The sequence below is a fragment of the Acinetobacter sp. ANC 3882 genome, assembly GCF_022549545.1.
Taxonomy (GTDB): domain Bacteria; phylum Pseudomonadota; class Gammaproteobacteria; order Pseudomonadales; family Moraxellaceae; genus Acinetobacter.
In genome coordinates this window covers 853,370-868,131 of sequence record NZ_JAKZGB010000001.1, presented here as the reverse complement: position 1 = coordinate 868,131, position 14,762 = coordinate 853,370, and the positions used below count along the sequence as shown (strand labels likewise).

Annotated in this window: 18 protein-coding genes; 3 read left to right on the top strand and 15 right to left on the bottom strand. The window is 41.2% G+C overall.

Features of this window, described 5'->3' with window-relative positions; all coding sequences use genetic code 11:
* Positions 1–61: 61 nt before the first annotated feature.
* Complete coding sequence (locus tag MMO42_RS04340; RefSeq protein WP_241319446.1) at positions 62–862, bottom strand: enoyl-CoA hydratase-related protein; 801 nt, start codon at positions 860–862, stop codon at positions 62–64.
* A 107-nt stretch (positions 863–969) separates the two neighbouring features.
* On the opposite strand from MMO42_RS04340, the gene MMO42_RS04335 reads away from it, so the two are divergent.
* The gene (locus MMO42_RS04335; RefSeq protein WP_241319589.1) at positions 970–1,542 is read left to right on the top strand and encodes a nicotinate-nicotinamide nucleotide adenylyltransferase; all 573 of its coding nucleotides are present in this window, start codon (positions 970–972) and stop codon (positions 1,540–1,542) included.
* A 13-nt stretch (positions 1,543–1,555) separates the two neighbouring features.
* Here MMO42_RS04335 and MMO42_RS04330 read toward each other — a convergent pair whose 3' ends face one another.
* The 8 genes from MMO42_RS04330 to dapD form a co-directional block, all read right to left on the bottom strand.
* Positions 1,556–1,918, bottom strand: coding sequence for a glyoxalase superfamily protein (locus tag MMO42_RS04330; protein WP_241319445.1), 363 nt, complete (start codon positions 1,916–1,918; stop codon positions 1,556–1,558).
* Positions 1,919–1,931: 13 nt separating this feature from the next.
* Positions 1,932–2,501 (bottom strand): CAP domain-containing protein, encoded by a 570-nt coding sequence (locus MMO42_RS04325; RefSeq protein ID WP_241319444.1) that lies wholly within the window; start codon positions 2,499–2,501, stop codon positions 1,932–1,934.
* Positions 2,502–2,622: 121 nt separating this feature from the next.
* A complete protein-coding gene (locus MMO42_RS04320; RefSeq protein WP_241319443.1) occupies positions 2,623–3,084 on the bottom strand; it encodes a peroxiredoxin in 462 nt (153 codons plus the stop codon).
* 19 nt (positions 3,085–3,103) lie between these two features.
* The gene (locus MMO42_RS04315) at positions 3,104–3,790 is read right to left on the bottom strand and encodes a diphthine--ammonia ligase (RefSeq protein ID WP_241319442.1); all 687 of its coding nucleotides are present in this window, start codon (positions 3,788–3,790) and stop codon (positions 3,104–3,106) included.
* A gap of 94 nt (positions 3,791–3,884) precedes the next feature.
* Positions 3,885–4,310: a hypothetical protein gene (locus MMO42_RS04310; protein WP_005151830.1), complete on the bottom strand. Its 426-nt coding sequence runs from the start codon at positions 4,308–4,310 to the stop codon at positions 3,885–3,887.
* Between the two features lie 31 nt (positions 4,311–4,341).
* Positions 4,342–5,010, bottom strand: coding sequence for a 7-cyano-7-deazaguanine synthase QueC (gene queC, locus MMO42_RS04305; protein WP_212749617.1), 669 nt, complete (start codon positions 5,008–5,010; stop codon positions 4,342–4,344).
* 76 nt (positions 5,011–5,086) lie between these two features.
* Positions 5,087–5,797 carry a 7-carboxy-7-deazaguanine synthase QueE gene (gene queE, locus MMO42_RS04300; protein ID WP_241319441.1) on the bottom strand — a complete coding sequence of 237 codons (711 nt, stop codon included), beginning with the start codon at positions 5,795–5,797 and terminating at the stop codon, positions 5,087–5,089.
* Between the two features lie 136 nt (positions 5,798–5,933).
* A complete protein-coding gene (gene dapD / locus MMO42_RS04295) occupies positions 5,934–6,755 on the bottom strand; it encodes a 2,3,4,5-tetrahydropyridine-2,6-dicarboxylate N-succinyltransferase (protein ID WP_004654550.1) in 822 nt (273 codons plus the stop codon).
* A gap of 574 nt (positions 6,756–7,329) precedes the next feature.
* On the opposite strand from dapD, the gene carO reads away from it, so the two are divergent.
* Positions 7,330–8,079 (top strand): ornithine uptake porin CarO, encoded by a 750-nt coding sequence (gene carO / locus MMO42_RS04290; protein WP_241319440.1) that lies wholly within the window; start codon positions 7,330–7,332, stop codon positions 8,077–8,079.
* A gap of 103 nt (positions 8,080–8,182) precedes the next feature.
* Here carO and MMO42_RS04285 read toward each other — a convergent pair whose 3' ends face one another.
* The 6 genes from MMO42_RS04285 to MMO42_RS04260 form a co-directional block, all read right to left on the bottom strand.
* The gene (locus tag MMO42_RS04285; RefSeq protein ID WP_241319439.1) at positions 8,183–9,106 is read right to left on the bottom strand and encodes a CysB family HTH-type transcriptional regulator; all 924 of its coding nucleotides are present in this window, start codon (positions 9,104–9,106) and stop codon (positions 8,183–8,185) included.
* Between the two features lie 76 nt (positions 9,107–9,182).
* Positions 9,183–10,253: a TOBE-like domain-containing protein gene (locus MMO42_RS04280; RefSeq protein ID WP_241319438.1), complete on the bottom strand. Its 1,071-nt coding sequence runs from the start codon at positions 10,251–10,253 to the stop codon at positions 9,183–9,185.
* 12 nt (positions 10,254–10,265) lie between these two features.
* The gene (gene cysW, locus MMO42_RS04275) at positions 10,266–11,150 is read right to left on the bottom strand and encodes a sulfate ABC transporter permease subunit CysW (protein ID WP_241319437.1); all 885 of its coding nucleotides are present in this window, start codon (positions 11,148–11,150) and stop codon (positions 10,266–10,268) included.
* The gene (cysT, locus tag MMO42_RS04270) at positions 11,147–11,980 is read right to left on the bottom strand and encodes a sulfate ABC transporter permease subunit CysT (RefSeq protein ID WP_241319436.1); all 834 of its coding nucleotides are present in this window, start codon (positions 11,978–11,980) and stop codon (positions 11,147–11,149) included. The genes cysW and cysT overlap by 4 nt, the downstream gene beginning before the upstream one ends.
* A gap of 75 nt (positions 11,981–12,055) precedes the next feature.
* Positions 12,056–12,658: an alpha/beta hydrolase gene (locus MMO42_RS04265; RefSeq protein ID WP_241319435.1), complete on the bottom strand. Its 603-nt coding sequence runs from the start codon at positions 12,656–12,658 to the stop codon at positions 12,056–12,058.
* Positions 12,659–12,689: 31 nt separating this feature from the next.
* Positions 12,690–13,697 (bottom strand): sulfate ABC transporter substrate-binding protein, encoded by a 1,008-nt coding sequence (locus tag MMO42_RS04260; protein ID WP_241319434.1) that lies wholly within the window; start codon positions 13,695–13,697, stop codon positions 12,690–12,692.
* Positions 13,698–13,948: 251 nt separating this feature from the next.
* On the opposite strand from MMO42_RS04260, the gene pabC reads away from it, so the two are divergent.
* A complete protein-coding gene (gene pabC / locus MMO42_RS04255; protein WP_241319433.1) occupies positions 13,949–14,761 on the top strand; it encodes an aminodeoxychorismate lyase in 813 nt (270 codons plus the stop codon).
* Position 14,762 lies beyond the last annotated feature (1 nt).

Here is a 14,762-nt window from a genome sequence, read left to right as displayed (position 1 = left end):
AAAATAAAAAACCACTTAACTTTTAGGGCTAAGTGGTTTGTTCGAATGATTTACGCAGTGATTAATTGAACTGGGAAAAATCAGGCTTACGCTTTTGCATAAAGGCTTGTACTGCTTCCATCATTTCTGGTGAGCGTACACGTTGCATGAAAATTTCAGCTTCATCATCGACACATGCAATGATATCTGCCAAGTCTTGTTTCATGAGTGCTTTAGTTTGTTTGATCGAAGCCAATGGTAATGCTGCTAAATGTTGCGCTGTCTTTTGCGCTGTCGCATACACATCTTCAACCACATCATTGACTAGATTTGCTTTTACCGCAGTCGCTGCATCAAATTTTTTCGCTGTGAATAATAACTCAGCTGCTTTTTGATAGCCTGCCTGTTTCACTAATAAACGACTTGCTGCACCTTCTGGAGATAGACCAAGGCTGACAAATGGAATCTGGAACAGGGCAGTGTTGTCTGCAAATACCATATCTGCATGTAATAGAATCGTGACACCAATTCCGATTGCAACACCTTTCACCGCAATAATGAGTGGTTTTGATAAACGGGCAGCAGATTTTAATAATACAAATGGAGGTTGATCGCCAGCTTTGCCTTCATGTGGCTTTTGAATAAAGCCCATAAAGTCTTTCATGTCATTACCCGCAGTAAAGTCTTGTTCTGCACCGCGGAAAATTACCACACGAACCTCTTTATTGGCATCGGCTTCATCCAACGCTTTTGCGATCCAAAGATAAAGTTCGCCATAGAGTGCATTTTTTGCTTCTGAACGGTTAATGGCTAAGGTGAGTACGCCATCTTCTAAATTTGCTTGCAAATGTTGATGAGGTTGTTGAATACAGCTAAGTGTCATCGTACTATCCTTGCTTTAATCCAGATTGATTTTAAGTGTCCTCATTATGTCGCATATTTATTAGAATGGCGCAACTGATGAGTTCACAAAAAAGTGAAATTAAGCCTATGTACACATTTGACTATCTTGTTTTTATTGGACGCTTTCAACCATTTCATTTTGCACATATGCAAACCATTGAAATTGCATTACAAAAAAGTCAAAACGTGATTTTGGCTTTGGGGTCGGCTCAATCTGAACGGAATATCAAAAACCCTTTTCTGGCGATTGAGCGTGAGCAAATGATCTTGTCAAACTTTTCTGAGCAAGATCAAAAGCGAATTTATTTTGTCCATGTGGTCGATGTATATAACGATGAAAAATGGGTCAAACAGGTCAAAGACTTGGTGAATGGCGTGATTCAGCCAAATGCAAAAATTGGTTTAATCGGTCATTTCAAGGATGAATCTTCTTATTATTTACGTTTATTCCCTGAGTGGCAGATGGTGGAGCTGGATAGTTTGAAAGATTCCATTTCAGCAACACCAATGCGTGAAGCCTATTATCGTGGTGAGGTTCAAACTGAGTTTTTCCCACAAGGGACAATTCAGTTCCTAAGCGAATTTCAAAAATCACCGATCTACCAGAAACTACAGCAAAAGTTTAAGGACAATGACCGCTCCAATATCGATGAATCTTGATACAAAGGGAAGGTTAAGCGTCTTCCCAAAAAATGATTCGATTTGAAAATGGATCGGTGATACTTAGTTCCAATGTTTCCCAATCGGTTTTCTCTACTTGAGGCTTGGCAAATTTATAGTCTTTTGCATCTAATTCTGTATGAAGCAAACTGAGATTCTCCCAATAAATACGAATGGCACTGTGCGGGCTGGCGTCACCGAAATGTTCAGATAAATGAATGATGCAATCACCTTTGGAAATCTGTAGATAAAGCGGGAAGTTATCTCCAAAAGTATGTTGCCAATCGAGTTGGAAGCCCAAATAATCAAAGTAAAAGGATTGGGCGAGTTCCACATCAAAAATACGGAGAATGGGGGTAATTGAGCCAGATTGCATGCTTATTCCTTTTTTATCGAACACCAAATTGTTGAGTCCAATAACTTTTTTGCTTTGCTGATTGATCAACTGTACAGGCTAGCGCGTAGTCTGTAAATTTTGGATGCATCAAATTGCGACAATGCACGGGACTGGCTAGCCATGTAGCCATCACATCATTTAAATTTTTCTGTCCACGAGCCACATTTTCTCCACCGCCACGACCCTTGAACTGCGTTTGTTTTAAACGGCTTCTAAAATCTTGACCTGTGGCACTGATATGCCCAAGCGTATTGTGTTGCGCCATATCCTCAGCATGAACAAAGGCACTTTGATATAAATGATTGTTCCAGGTCAGTGGCGCAACTGCAGGAAAATATTGCTCTCCGCATTGGCGCGGATGCTGACGAATTTCATTGATCGCCTTCAGAATCACCTGTTGATACGCAGGGTTTTGTATATCTTGGCAGCGTATCTCTGTCGCCATTTTCTGAATTTGTGGTGCTAAGGGGGGCTGTTCTTGAGATGTTATCGATGTATTCGAACTACATGCTGATACAAACGCAAGCAAGGGAAGTAATAACAATACATGAAGATGATTCATTTTAAATGTCTTTAGCTTATTCTTTTAATCTGTTTATCATACGCCAAGCATAAAGCGAACAGCAATTTGCCTGAACAAAAAAAGCGAGCCTGAAACTCGCTTTTTTTGTTACTTATTGGCACTAAGCTGTTTGTAAGGCTTTTAGGTCTTCTAGCACTTGTTCTGCATGTCCAGCCGCTTTGACTTTACGGTAGCTTTTCACTAACTGTTTATTATGGAAAATAAAGGTTGAGCGTTCGATACCCATTACCTGTTTGCCATACATATTTTTTTCTTTAATTACATCGAAGTGCTTGCACAGCACTTCTTCTTTGTCACTGATTAAATCAATACTCAGCGATTGCTTTTCTGTGAAGTTCTGATGCGCTTTAACTGAATCGCGTGATACACCAATAATCTGGCAGTTTAAGGCGTCAAATTGATCTTTCAAGCATGAAAAGCCTACCGCTTGGGTAGTACAGCCAGGGGTTGAATCTTTTGGATAGAAATAGAGTACCAACCATTCACTGCTGATTTCAGCAAGATTGATTTCACCTTGTGTGGTTGGGAAAACATGATTTGGTAATTGAATATTCTCAGACATTGTTCATCCTTCGATAAAATTAATTTTGATCAAGTTCAAGCGGTAAAAAAGCATATTCCTCATGATAAACAATATCGCCGTGACGTACAGGAATAGCTTTGTTAAAAATAGGTCCGTCAATCACAGTGGTGTGAAATTCTCCACCTTCACCACATGGATCAACGCCACGGTCTTCTAATGCTTGGATATAGTCTAGGGTTAAAATTTTACCTAGATCATCGACGTGCATACCGAGCTTTAGGTTGACTGTCACAATGACACTTTTGAATCCCAGCTTGATAAATTCTTCGACCACTTCACGGTGAGGTCGCAACCAAAGCGGCATACCCAATTTGAGTCCCACTTGTTGAGTCACCTGATCGTGCCAGCAGCCGTGCTGAGGCATATCAAGATCACCCGTGACCAATACTTCAGCACCGTGTTGTTTGGCTTGATTGAGCAGTGCGATAAACTTTGTTTCATAATCAGACCAACTCGAAGAGTTCATAAATACGGGTAAACCAACCGCATCTGCTTGTGCGCGAATAATATCCAGTGGCATCGCATGTGAGCGAGAACGCTGGCCTTGTTCTTCCAGCATCACAATCAGCCCAATTACAGTGCCTGTTTGCATGGCATGGTATAAGGCGAGGGAACTGTCTTTGCCGCCACTGAATGAGACAATTGATTGCCTTTGTTCAGCATTGGTTTTCCATTGGTCTTGCATGGTGTTATTCAACTGATCCTAGATAAATAGGATTTTAACAAAGCTCAATAAAAAAGCCTGCATAAATGCAGGCTTTGTTTTCAGCAATACAAGCTTATTTTTTCGGAGCTTGCTGCTGCTGTTGTTGAGCAGCTTTCATTGCTTCTTCAGTTAATTTTTCTAACTTAGTTACCAGTGGGGCGCCTAAGCAAGCTTGTAAGTCTTTATTTTGCTGTTGTACAAAACCTAAAGAACTTGGGCTTTTCTTCGCATTGATTGCGCTTTGGATTTCCCATTTTTGTGCTTCAGTTACTTTACCTTGTGCATCAATTTGACAACCACAGAACTTGCTTACTTCAGCAGCAGTTAATTTGCCGCCTTTTGCAGTTTGGTCTTTACATACATTGACCAATGCTGCTTTTACATTGGTACTTTTATACGCAGTTTGTAATGGATTATCAGCTGCGTGAGTTGCTGTTGCAAATAGTGCAGCAGCTGACATCATTGTAGAAAGAATAAGATTTGATTTAGAAAACTTCATATAATGTACCTAATTTTTACCCTAATATCGGTTATTCAGCGTAGCGCGTAGGATCCGCAATACCTGCTTCGATAAACCCTTGTTGACGCAAACGACAACTGTCGCATTTGCCACATGCACGTCCTTGAGCATCTGCCTGATAGCAGGATACCGTTTGACTATAGTCTACGCCATGTTCGATGCCTAAGCGTATAATATTCGCTTTGGATAAATGTAACAAAGGTGTTTCAATTTTAAGGGGTTTTCCTTCAACACCTGCTTTTGTAGCCAGACGAGCAAGATTGGCAAAAGCGTCAATAAATTCAGGGCGACAGTCAGGATATCCTGAATAATCAACAGCATTAATTCCAATCACAATGGCAGCAGCGTCAAAAACCTCAGCTGCAGCAAGTGCATAAGATAAGAAAATAGTGTTACGCGCTGGAACATAAGTTACAGGAATGCCTTCTTGTAATTGTTCTGGGACGTCAATGTTATGATCTGTAAGCGCAGAGCCACCTAAATTGCCTAAATCAATATTAATGACGCGATGTTCTACGCCTGCACGTTGTGCAAGTGCTTTAGCTGCATCAAGTTCAGTGGTCGAACGTTGACCGTACATAAAGCTGAGGGCGATACATTCATAGTTTGCCTGTGCCCAAGCAAGACACGTTGTTGAGTCTAAGCCGCCAGACAATAATACGATGGCACGAGAACGCATATTATTTTCCATGATTCAACCTAAAATAAATTTGATAAAAGCCGATCTGTCTTGCAGAACGGACAGGATGAGTATTTTAACGACCAGATTCATCATTCCATAACAGCTTATGTAACTGTAATTGGAATCGAACAGGGAGATGGTCTTCTAAAATCCACTGGGCTAAGTCACGCGCCAATGCAGGCAGGGCAACAGCACCTTTTTCAATGGCAAAAGCAGGTGAGAACCAGACGGTACTTACTTTGTCTTGCAACTGAAATTGTTCAACTTGTTGTTTTGACCATTCATAATCCTCACGATTACAAATCACAAATTTAATCTGGTCATGTGAGGTGAGATGGTCAAGATTACTATATAAATTGCGGTGGTCTTCTTTTGATGTTGGTGTTTTTAAATCCAATACTTTGGAAACGCGAGGGTCAACTTTAGACACATCTAAAGCACCACTGGTTTCTAGAGAAACATCAAAACCAAGATCACACAGGCGTTGTAATAAAATCAGACAATTCGGTTGAGCAAGCGGCTCACCACCTGTGACACAGATATATGGGGTTTTGTGTTGACTTGCCGTTTCAATGATATGTTCGAGTGATAAACGTTCACCGCCTTCAAAAGAGTAGGTGGTATCGCAATAACTACAACGTAAAGGGCAACCTGTCAGACGAATAAATACCGTCGGCAGACCAAACGCATTCGCTTCGCCCTGCAAAGAGTAAAAAATCTCTGTGATGCGTAAACCCGCTGCAGGATCGGAAACAGGAATTGCAGAAGAACGTAAGGAAGCCATAAACAGTTACCACAAACAGGTGCCACACAAGCAGCATGCTATATAAAAAAACAAAATCTCTACGACCATGACTGATCGTAGAGACGAGGAGCGACAGAAGCTCCGAGGAACCATCAAGTTCCGTATATATTACAAATTAGTCAGCGCGTAATAAATCGTTCAAGCTGGTTTTTGCACGTGTTTTTGCATCAACTTTTTTCACGATGATTGCAGCGTAAAGGCTGTAAGTACCGCATTTTGAAGGAAGGCTACCTGCAACAACCACAGAACCTGCTGGTACGCGGCCATAATGCACTTCACCTGTTTCACGATCAAAGATTTTGGTTGATTGACCAATGAAAACACCCATTGAAATCACAGAACCTTCTTCAACAATCACGCCTTCAACGATTTCAGAACGCGCACCGATGAAACAGTTGTCTTCAATAATGGTTGGGTTCGCTTGTAATGGCTCTAAAACACCACCGATACCTACACCACCCGATAAATGAACGTTTTTACCGATTTGTGCACATGAACCGACTGTTGCCCATGTATCAACCATGGTGCCTTCATCTACATAAGCACCGATGTTGACATACGAAGGCATCAAAATCACATTTTTTGCTTGGAAGCTACCGCGACGAGCGACAGCAGGAGGTACAACTCGTACACCTGCGGCTTTAAATTGCTCTTCAGTCCAACCTGCATATTTCGTATCTACTTTGTCATAGAAACGGAGATCACAAGCTTCAATCGGCTTATTGTCATTGAGTTTGAATGAAAGTAAAACTGCTTTTTTTAACCATTGGTGAACAACCCACTCACCATCGATTTTTTCCGCTACACGAAGTGTACCGTTGTCTAATCCAGTCAATGCTTCTTCTACAGCTTGACGGATTTCTGTTGGGCAGTCCGTTGCGCTATAGTTGGCACGGTCTTCAAATGCTTGCTCAATGATTGTAGAAAGCTGAGACATGATCTTCGTTCTTCCAAAAAAATTTTGAAGATTTTACACTAATTTTGTAGGGTCTGTTGCCATTTTATAAATAGGTTGCGTTATAAGCTAAAATTTTATCAGACGAGGCATGAAACGTAGGGAATGGCTATTCCCTTGCCAAGTTTCATAACGAAGTATGAGGAAATTTTAGTCATAACCCTTGGGGATAAGGAATTTTTTTGTCGCTATATCGTTATGTCTTGTTCATTTAGAAAGCCTAAATTTCGCAAGCTATGCCTTGTATCGCCTAAAAATCTTTCGCCGTATACGGCTCATGTCGCAACCATAGATAAAGTGGCAGCAGACCCTCAGAATCTTTGAAAAAAGTAGTTACAATATATTGTTTTAAATTTAAGCAATAAAAATGTAATAAAAACGGAGCCTATTGTTTTTTATCTATAATTTAGGAATACATAATTCCTTCGAATTTGTATCAAAAAATAACAAAAAGTAATCAGTTTCTGTATAAAAAGTTGGCGATCATTCTTTTATGCTTATTCCACAAGCAACAATTATATTTATTTAAATAAAAGCGTTTTGTGAGGAGACTTCAATGAAAGCTTTGCGTGTTATGTTAGCAGCAGGTGCTTTAACAGCGATTGCAGGTACTGCATTTGCAGCAGATGAGCAAGTTGTGAAGGAATCAGTTTATGCATTCCCTTCATACTTGGATCCAGTTTCAGTTCGTGCTGAAGTAGGTACAACAGGCTACGGTGGTGCAATTTCATATCGAGTTAACCCATACGTGAGCTTGAGTCTTGGTTATAATGGTGGCGACATTTCTTGGTCAGATGACCTTAAAGTAAATGGCTCTAAATATGACGTTGATATGGACAATAAAACAGCATATTTAAATGCTGAGATTCGTCCTTGGGGTACAAGCGCAAATAACTTTGCAAACTCAGTTTACGTGGCAACAGGTGTTGGTTATTTAGATAACGATTACGCACTTGATCGTCGTGTAAGTCAAGGTCGTAACTTCTCTGTAAACAATACTGACTTCAATGCAACTTCTGAGGTTCATATCGCAGGTAAAATGCGTTATAAAGATGATATCGCGCCATATTTAGGTGTTGGTATCGCGCCACAAGTGTATAAAAACATTGGTGTATTCGGTGAAGTCGGAGCTTACTATACAGGTAATCCAACTGCGACATTGCAAAATGTGAATGGTGGTACTGCTTCTAATGGTAGTGGTGCTAACCTCAACGATGAAATTGCAAAAGAGCAAGGCAAAATTCAAGACAAGAGTCGTTACGAGTGGATGCCAGTTGCAAAAGTGGGTGTAAGCTTTAACTTCTAAGCCATGCATTCAACATAAAAAAACGAGTGTCACGCTCGTTTTTTTATGCCTGAAAATAGGCAAAATAAAAGGCTCTTGATGAGCCTTTTATTTTCTCGAGGATTTATTCGTCAGGGTACGCGACTCTTTTTAGCGCTTTGATATCTGTTTCAGGAGAGCATAGCGAAATAAATTCGTAACCATAGCCGCGGAGTAGGTGTCCTTTACGCACCGCGATCCATGTGGTGTTGACCCCAAATACATCGGTTTTGATTTGCTGTAAACGGTAATCACGCTCTGCATCGTAAGCGACATCATTGACAATCCCAACTCCCATGTTTAGTTCAACATAGGTTTTAATCACATCGGCATCTAGGGCTGACATCACAATATCAGCATGTAATTGTGCATCTTCAAATGCTTTGTCAATTTTCGAACGTCCTGTAAAGCCACCATGATAGGTAATCAATGGATATTCAGCTAATACGTCTAGATTGATTTTATCTAGTTTTGCTAAAGGGTGGTCTTTGGGCGTGATAATGCTATGGTGCCATTCATAGTACGGCACGCTTGCCAAGTTATCTTCTGTTGTTAAAGACTCGGTTGCAATACCGATGTCCGCTTCACCTTGCAGCAACATTTCTGCAATTTCGACAGGGCTTGCTTGTTGTAAAACCAAATGCACTTTTGGAAATAATTTTTTAAACTGATTCACAATCGGTGGCAGTACATAACGTGCCTGAGTGTGGGTTGTTGCAATGGTCAGTGTACCTTCATCAACTTTATTAAAATCATCGGCGAGACGTTTAATATTGTCAGCATCGACCAACATACGCTCAACAATGCTTAATAATGATTGACCCGGTTCAGTCAAGCCTAATAGGCGTTTCCCTTTACGCACAAATAGTTGCACGCCTAATTCATCTTCTAAATCTTTGATATGTTTACTGACACCTGATTGGGAGGTATAAAGTGCAGCAGATGCTTCGGTTAAATTAAAGTTTTGGCGAACAGTTTCTCGAATAATTCTGAGTTGTTGAAAGTTCATAATCGTTTTTCCACATAAAAAGTGAGCAACGGCTAAATTTTCACGAGGATATTTTAGCCGTCCTCAAGATATTATTCTAAGCAACTTGCGTTGTTTGATCTGCAAATAAATGAAGTTGAGCCGCACTAATCCAAACCGTTTGATTGGGTTTGAATTGATGTAAGTTCGCCTCTTCTACACTTAATAAAATTTCAATCGTTCGTCCACTACGATCTTGTAATTCAGCTACAACTCGACCTGCAATCCATACCTCACGTAAGAACGTTGCCTCAATGGTATTGGCTTGAGGTTGAGTATGAATATGTAATTCATTTGGTCGTGCAAATGCAATCACTTTACCCTGTGGTGCATTTAATAGACTTGGTAGCTGAATACGATCATCACCGATACGGATAATACCGCCAGTATGCTCGCCTTCAAAACGATTTGCTTGACCAAGGAAATCAAAAACGAATGGTGTCGCCGGTTTTTCATACACTTGACGCGGTGAACCAATTTGTTCGACATCACCTTTGTTCATGACAATGATTTGATCTGCGACTTCCAATGCTTCTTCTTGGTCATGGGTGACAAAGATCGAAGTGATATGCAGCTCATCATGCAAGGTACGTAGCCAACGACGTAATTCTTTACGGACTTTCGCATCAAGCGCACCAAATGGTTCATCCAGTAACAAAACACGTGGTTCAACTGCGAGCGCACGAGCTAATGCAATACGTTGACGTTGGCCACCAGAAAGCTGAGCAGGATAACGATCCGCCAAGAAACCAAGTTGTACCAGATCAAGCAGACGCGTCACACGCTTCTTGATTTCAGCTTCAGAAGGGCGCGTTGCACGTGGGCGAACGCGTAAACCAAAGGCAATGTTGTCAAAAACAGTCATGTGGCGGAACAGGGCATAGTGCTGGAATACAAAACCGACTTGACGTTCACGCACGTGGATGTCAGTTGCATCTTCACCTTCAAGTAAAACCTGACCACCATCTGCAGATTCTAAACCTGCAATGATGCGTAATAATGTTGTTTTCCCACAACCTGAAGGACCAAGTAGCGCAACCAATTCACCTTCAGGAAAGTCCAAAGAGATATTTTTCAGCGCGTGGAATGCACCAAAGTGTTTTTCAATATTTTTAACTTGAATACTCATTTTGTTTATTCCTTAGTGATTCGGCTGATGTTTATTTGCTTGGTCTTGGCGCACTTCGAGCCAAGTTTTCAAAATCAAAGTGATGATCGCTAAAAATGCCAGTAATGAAGACACAGCAAATGCAGCACTAAAGGTATATTCGTTATAAAGAATCTCAACATGTAACGGTAGCGTATTGGTTTGGCCGCGAATATGACCTGAAACCACGGATACCGCACCGAATTCACCCATTGCACGGGCATTACACAGAATCACGCCGTAAATCAGACCCCATTTGATATTAGGTAAAGTCACTCTCCAGAAGGTTTGCCAACCTGAGGCACCGAGTACAATGGCAGCTTCTTCTTCCTCAGTCCCTTGTGCTTCCATTAAAGGAATTAACTCACGTGCTACGAAGGGAACAGTAATAAAAATGGTAGCTAATACAATCGCAGGTACGGCATACAAGATTTTGATGTCATGGTCCATTAACCAACTGCCCATCCAACCTTGCGTACCAAAAATCAGAACCAACATTAAACCTGCAATTACTGGTGATACCGAGAAAGGCATATCAATAATCGTGGTTAAAATGGCTTTACCGCGAAACTGGAATTTCGCAACGGCCCATGCGGCTGCAACACCAAACACGACATTAATGGGCACGGCAATCGCTGCTGTAAGTAAGGTTAACTTCACTGCCGATAACGTATCTGAATCGGTTAAAGCGTTGATATAAACGGTCAGACCTTGTTTGAAGGCTTCAACAAAAACCAAAATCAGCGGTAGGATTAAGCAGCTTAGGAAAAAGATCAATGCAACACTAATCAAGGTATAACGGACCCAAGTCGGTTCGCGAGTCGCATCTCTGGCTTGTAATTTGAGTGCTAAAGCATTGCTGTTGGTGTTTAAGCTCATTGTGCAACTCTCCCTGTACGGCGGCTTGCCCATGCTTGTACTAAGTTAATTAAAAATAGAATGGCAAAAGATAGAACAAGCATGACAACAGCAATGGTGGTTGCACCTGCGTAATCATATTCCTCTAAGCGAGAGATGATCATCAACGGCGCAATTTCTGTTTTATAAGGCTGGTTACCTGCAATGAAAATCACCGAACCATATTCACCGACACCGCGTGCAAATGCTAAAGCAAAACCTGTCAGCAAGGCTGGGAATAAAATTGGCAAAATGATTTTAGTAATGGTCTGCCAGCGATTGGCGCCTAGTGCAGAAGCCGCCTCTTCCAGTTCAGTTTCAATATCACTCAGTACAGGTTGTACGGTACGAACCACGAAGGGTAAACCAATAAAGATTAAAGCCAGTGTGATACCAATCGGGGTATAAGCCACTTCAATTCCAAGAGGAGTCAGATATTGTCCGATCCAACCTGTTGGTGCATACAAAGAGGTTAGTGCGATACCTGCAACGGCAGTGGGTAATGCAAAAGGCAAATCAACTAATGCATCGACAATGCGTTTACCTGGAAAGGTATAACGAACCAAGCACCATGCAAGCAAGAGACCAAAGACAACGTTGACCAACGCGGCAATCAATGCGGCACTAAAGCTCAGTTGTAAGGACTTTAAAATTCGTTCTGAAGTTAAGATTTCCCATAAACCATCCCATCCAATCCCTAAAGATTTGATAAAGACAGCAGATAAAGGAATAAGCACAATCAAAGACACGTAAGCGAGGGTGAAGCCTAATGAGAGACCAAACCCAGGCAGCACTCGGGAACGCTGCGACATGATATTTCCTCAAAGAGAAATGTTTGCTAAAACAAGCAAATAAATAATGCGAATACTAAAAATACGGGGGTGGTGTTAGGCAAATTTTAGATTAAAATTTGCCTGACTCATTCGGGCGACGAGCTGAGTCTTTTTTTCAGGCAGCAAGTAGTTCAGGATTTCTGGGAAAGGACCAAATCCCGAAGCAACATTAATATGGCCAACAGGACCTAAATTGATGGGTGTCAATTTCCAAGCCTGTGCCAGTTGTAATGCATCGACATAACCTAACCAAGGATCATTTTCACTGATCAATAATGTGGTTGGCACGTCAATTTTGAGTTGTTGAAAATACTGTTTATAGTCTGTCAAGCTGTGGCGGGCAAAGCCTGCTTCACCAAACCGTGCAGGATTTGCAGGGGCAACCAAGACCAGATTTTTCACTTTAGCTCTGAGTTCAGAATGTTCCGCGAGCGCAGCAACACTGGTTAAGCAACCAAAGCTATGAGCAACGATTTGAACAGGCGCTGGGGCAGCAGCAACAGTTTTTACAAATTGGGCAATCCATTCACTCAGCACAGGGCGATCCCAATGTTTCTGTTGAACGCGAGAGCTAGACACGAGTTGCTGTTGTAACCAAGACTGCCAATGCTGCGCTTCGCTACCGCCTACACCTGGAACAATTACAGTATGAATCATGTCCGCTCTCCCTATTTACCCGCTGAGTAAATTATTTCGCTGAGTTGTTGAGCTTGACGATCTGGTCAAACACACCGCCATTATCAAAGTGAGTTTTTTGTACTTTGGTCCAGCCACCGAACTCTTGGTCAATCGTGACCAATTTAAGTGGTTTAAATACATTGCTATATTTTTTTAATACTGCTGCATTACGTGGACGGTAGAAGTTACGTGCGGCAATTTCTTGGCCTGCTGGTGAATACAGATAGTTCAAGTAACCACGAGCAATTTGTAAGTTACCTTTTTTCTCAGCATTCTTTTCAACCACAGCAACTGGTGGCTCTGCAAGAATTGACAGAGAAGGAGTTACGATTTCGAATTTACCTGGTTGTTCACGTACAGCAAGATAAGCTTCATTTTCCCAAGCCAGTAATACGTCACCAATACCGCGCTCAGCAAATGTCGTCGTTGCACCACGTGCGCCAGAATCAAGTACTTTGGTTTGCTTGTAAATTTGACGAACAAACTCTTGAGCTTTAGCGTCGTTACCACCTTTTTGATGTTTTGCCCACGCCCATGCACCTAAGTAGTTCCAACGCGCGCCGCCTGATGTTTTCGGGTTTGGCGTAATAATTTCTACACCTGGTTTTACTAAATCACCCCAATCTTTGATTTGTTTTGGGTTGCCTTTACGAACTAGAAATACAATTGTTGATGTATATGGCGTAGAGTTGTTCGGTAATTTCTTTTGCCAGTCAACTGGAAGTAATTTTGCATTTTCAGCAATTTCATCAATATCTGCTGCAAGTGCAAGTGTTACCACGTCTGCATTTAAGCCATCAATCACGGCACGCGCTTGTTTACCCGAGCCGCCGTGTGATTGTTTAAAGTCGATGTCTTGACCAGTACGCTGTTTCCAGAATGTACCAAATTGTTTGTTGAAATCTGTATATAACTCACGAGTCGGATCATAAGAAACGTTTAAGAATTCTTGTGCCGCAAATGAAGAAACTGAGAGCAATGCGGCAATGACACCGACTTTAACTTGAGAAAAACGCATGAGAAACCCCTTAAAACTAAATCACTGTTTGGAATATGTACGCAGCATAACGCCAGTTTTTTTGCAAAAAAAATAATTAAAATCGAATTTGTTATGAAAAAAATAGAAATAGATAAAACAGATAAGCTTTGCTGAATTATTGATAAATAAGAAATTTTTAATTCTCGGTTTAAGTTGCTATACTTATTTAAAATCAATGGCTTATTTGTTTTGATGGTAGGTCTTATACAGAGTGGGTAGGTGCTTAAATCATGCAGTGTTATAAAAATGGACAGTTGATTGACTCCATTCCTTTATTAGACCGAGCTTTTCACTATGGAGATGGTTGCTTTACCACCGCACGTATTTTTCACGGAAATTTTGAGCTAAAAGAACTTCACTTTGCACGTTTAAAATTGGCGTGTAATAGCCTCAGTCTCGATGCGGATTTATCCTTTATTGAAAAGTCTTTTGTGCACTTACAACAGCAACATCCAAATCTGAATGGCACTTTAAAAGTTGTGATTAGCCGTGGTGAAGGCGATCGAGGTTATAGCCTGCCTTTGCATGCTGCTGACGTCTACGTCTGGTATTACCCAAGAGTGACACAGGCATTTCAACCTGAATGGATTGAAAGTGGTATGTTAAATCATGCGTTAGGGTTGAACATGCCACATCTGGTTGGATTAAAAACATTAAATAGATTAGAACAAGTATTGCTTAAGCAAGAGGCAGATCAACAAGGCTGGCTGGAAGCATTGGTCAGTGATGTACAGGGCGCTATTGTTGAAGGGGTGAGCAGTAATTGTTTTATTCGTATAAATGATCGGTGGATTACGCCAGAACTTCGCTATAATGGCGTCCACGGTGTGATGCGTGCCAAAATTTTATCGAGAATGCAGCAATATCAGGTGGAATGTGAGGAGCGTTGTATTGATATGAGTGAGATTGGGCGTATTCAGAGTTTATTTTTCTGCAATGCGTTACACCCAATGAAAGCGGTGATTCGATTTCATGAACGTTGTTTAGAGCAACAACCTTATCTTGATTTATTTGAAACTTTAAAACTTAGCCAGATTGATTAAT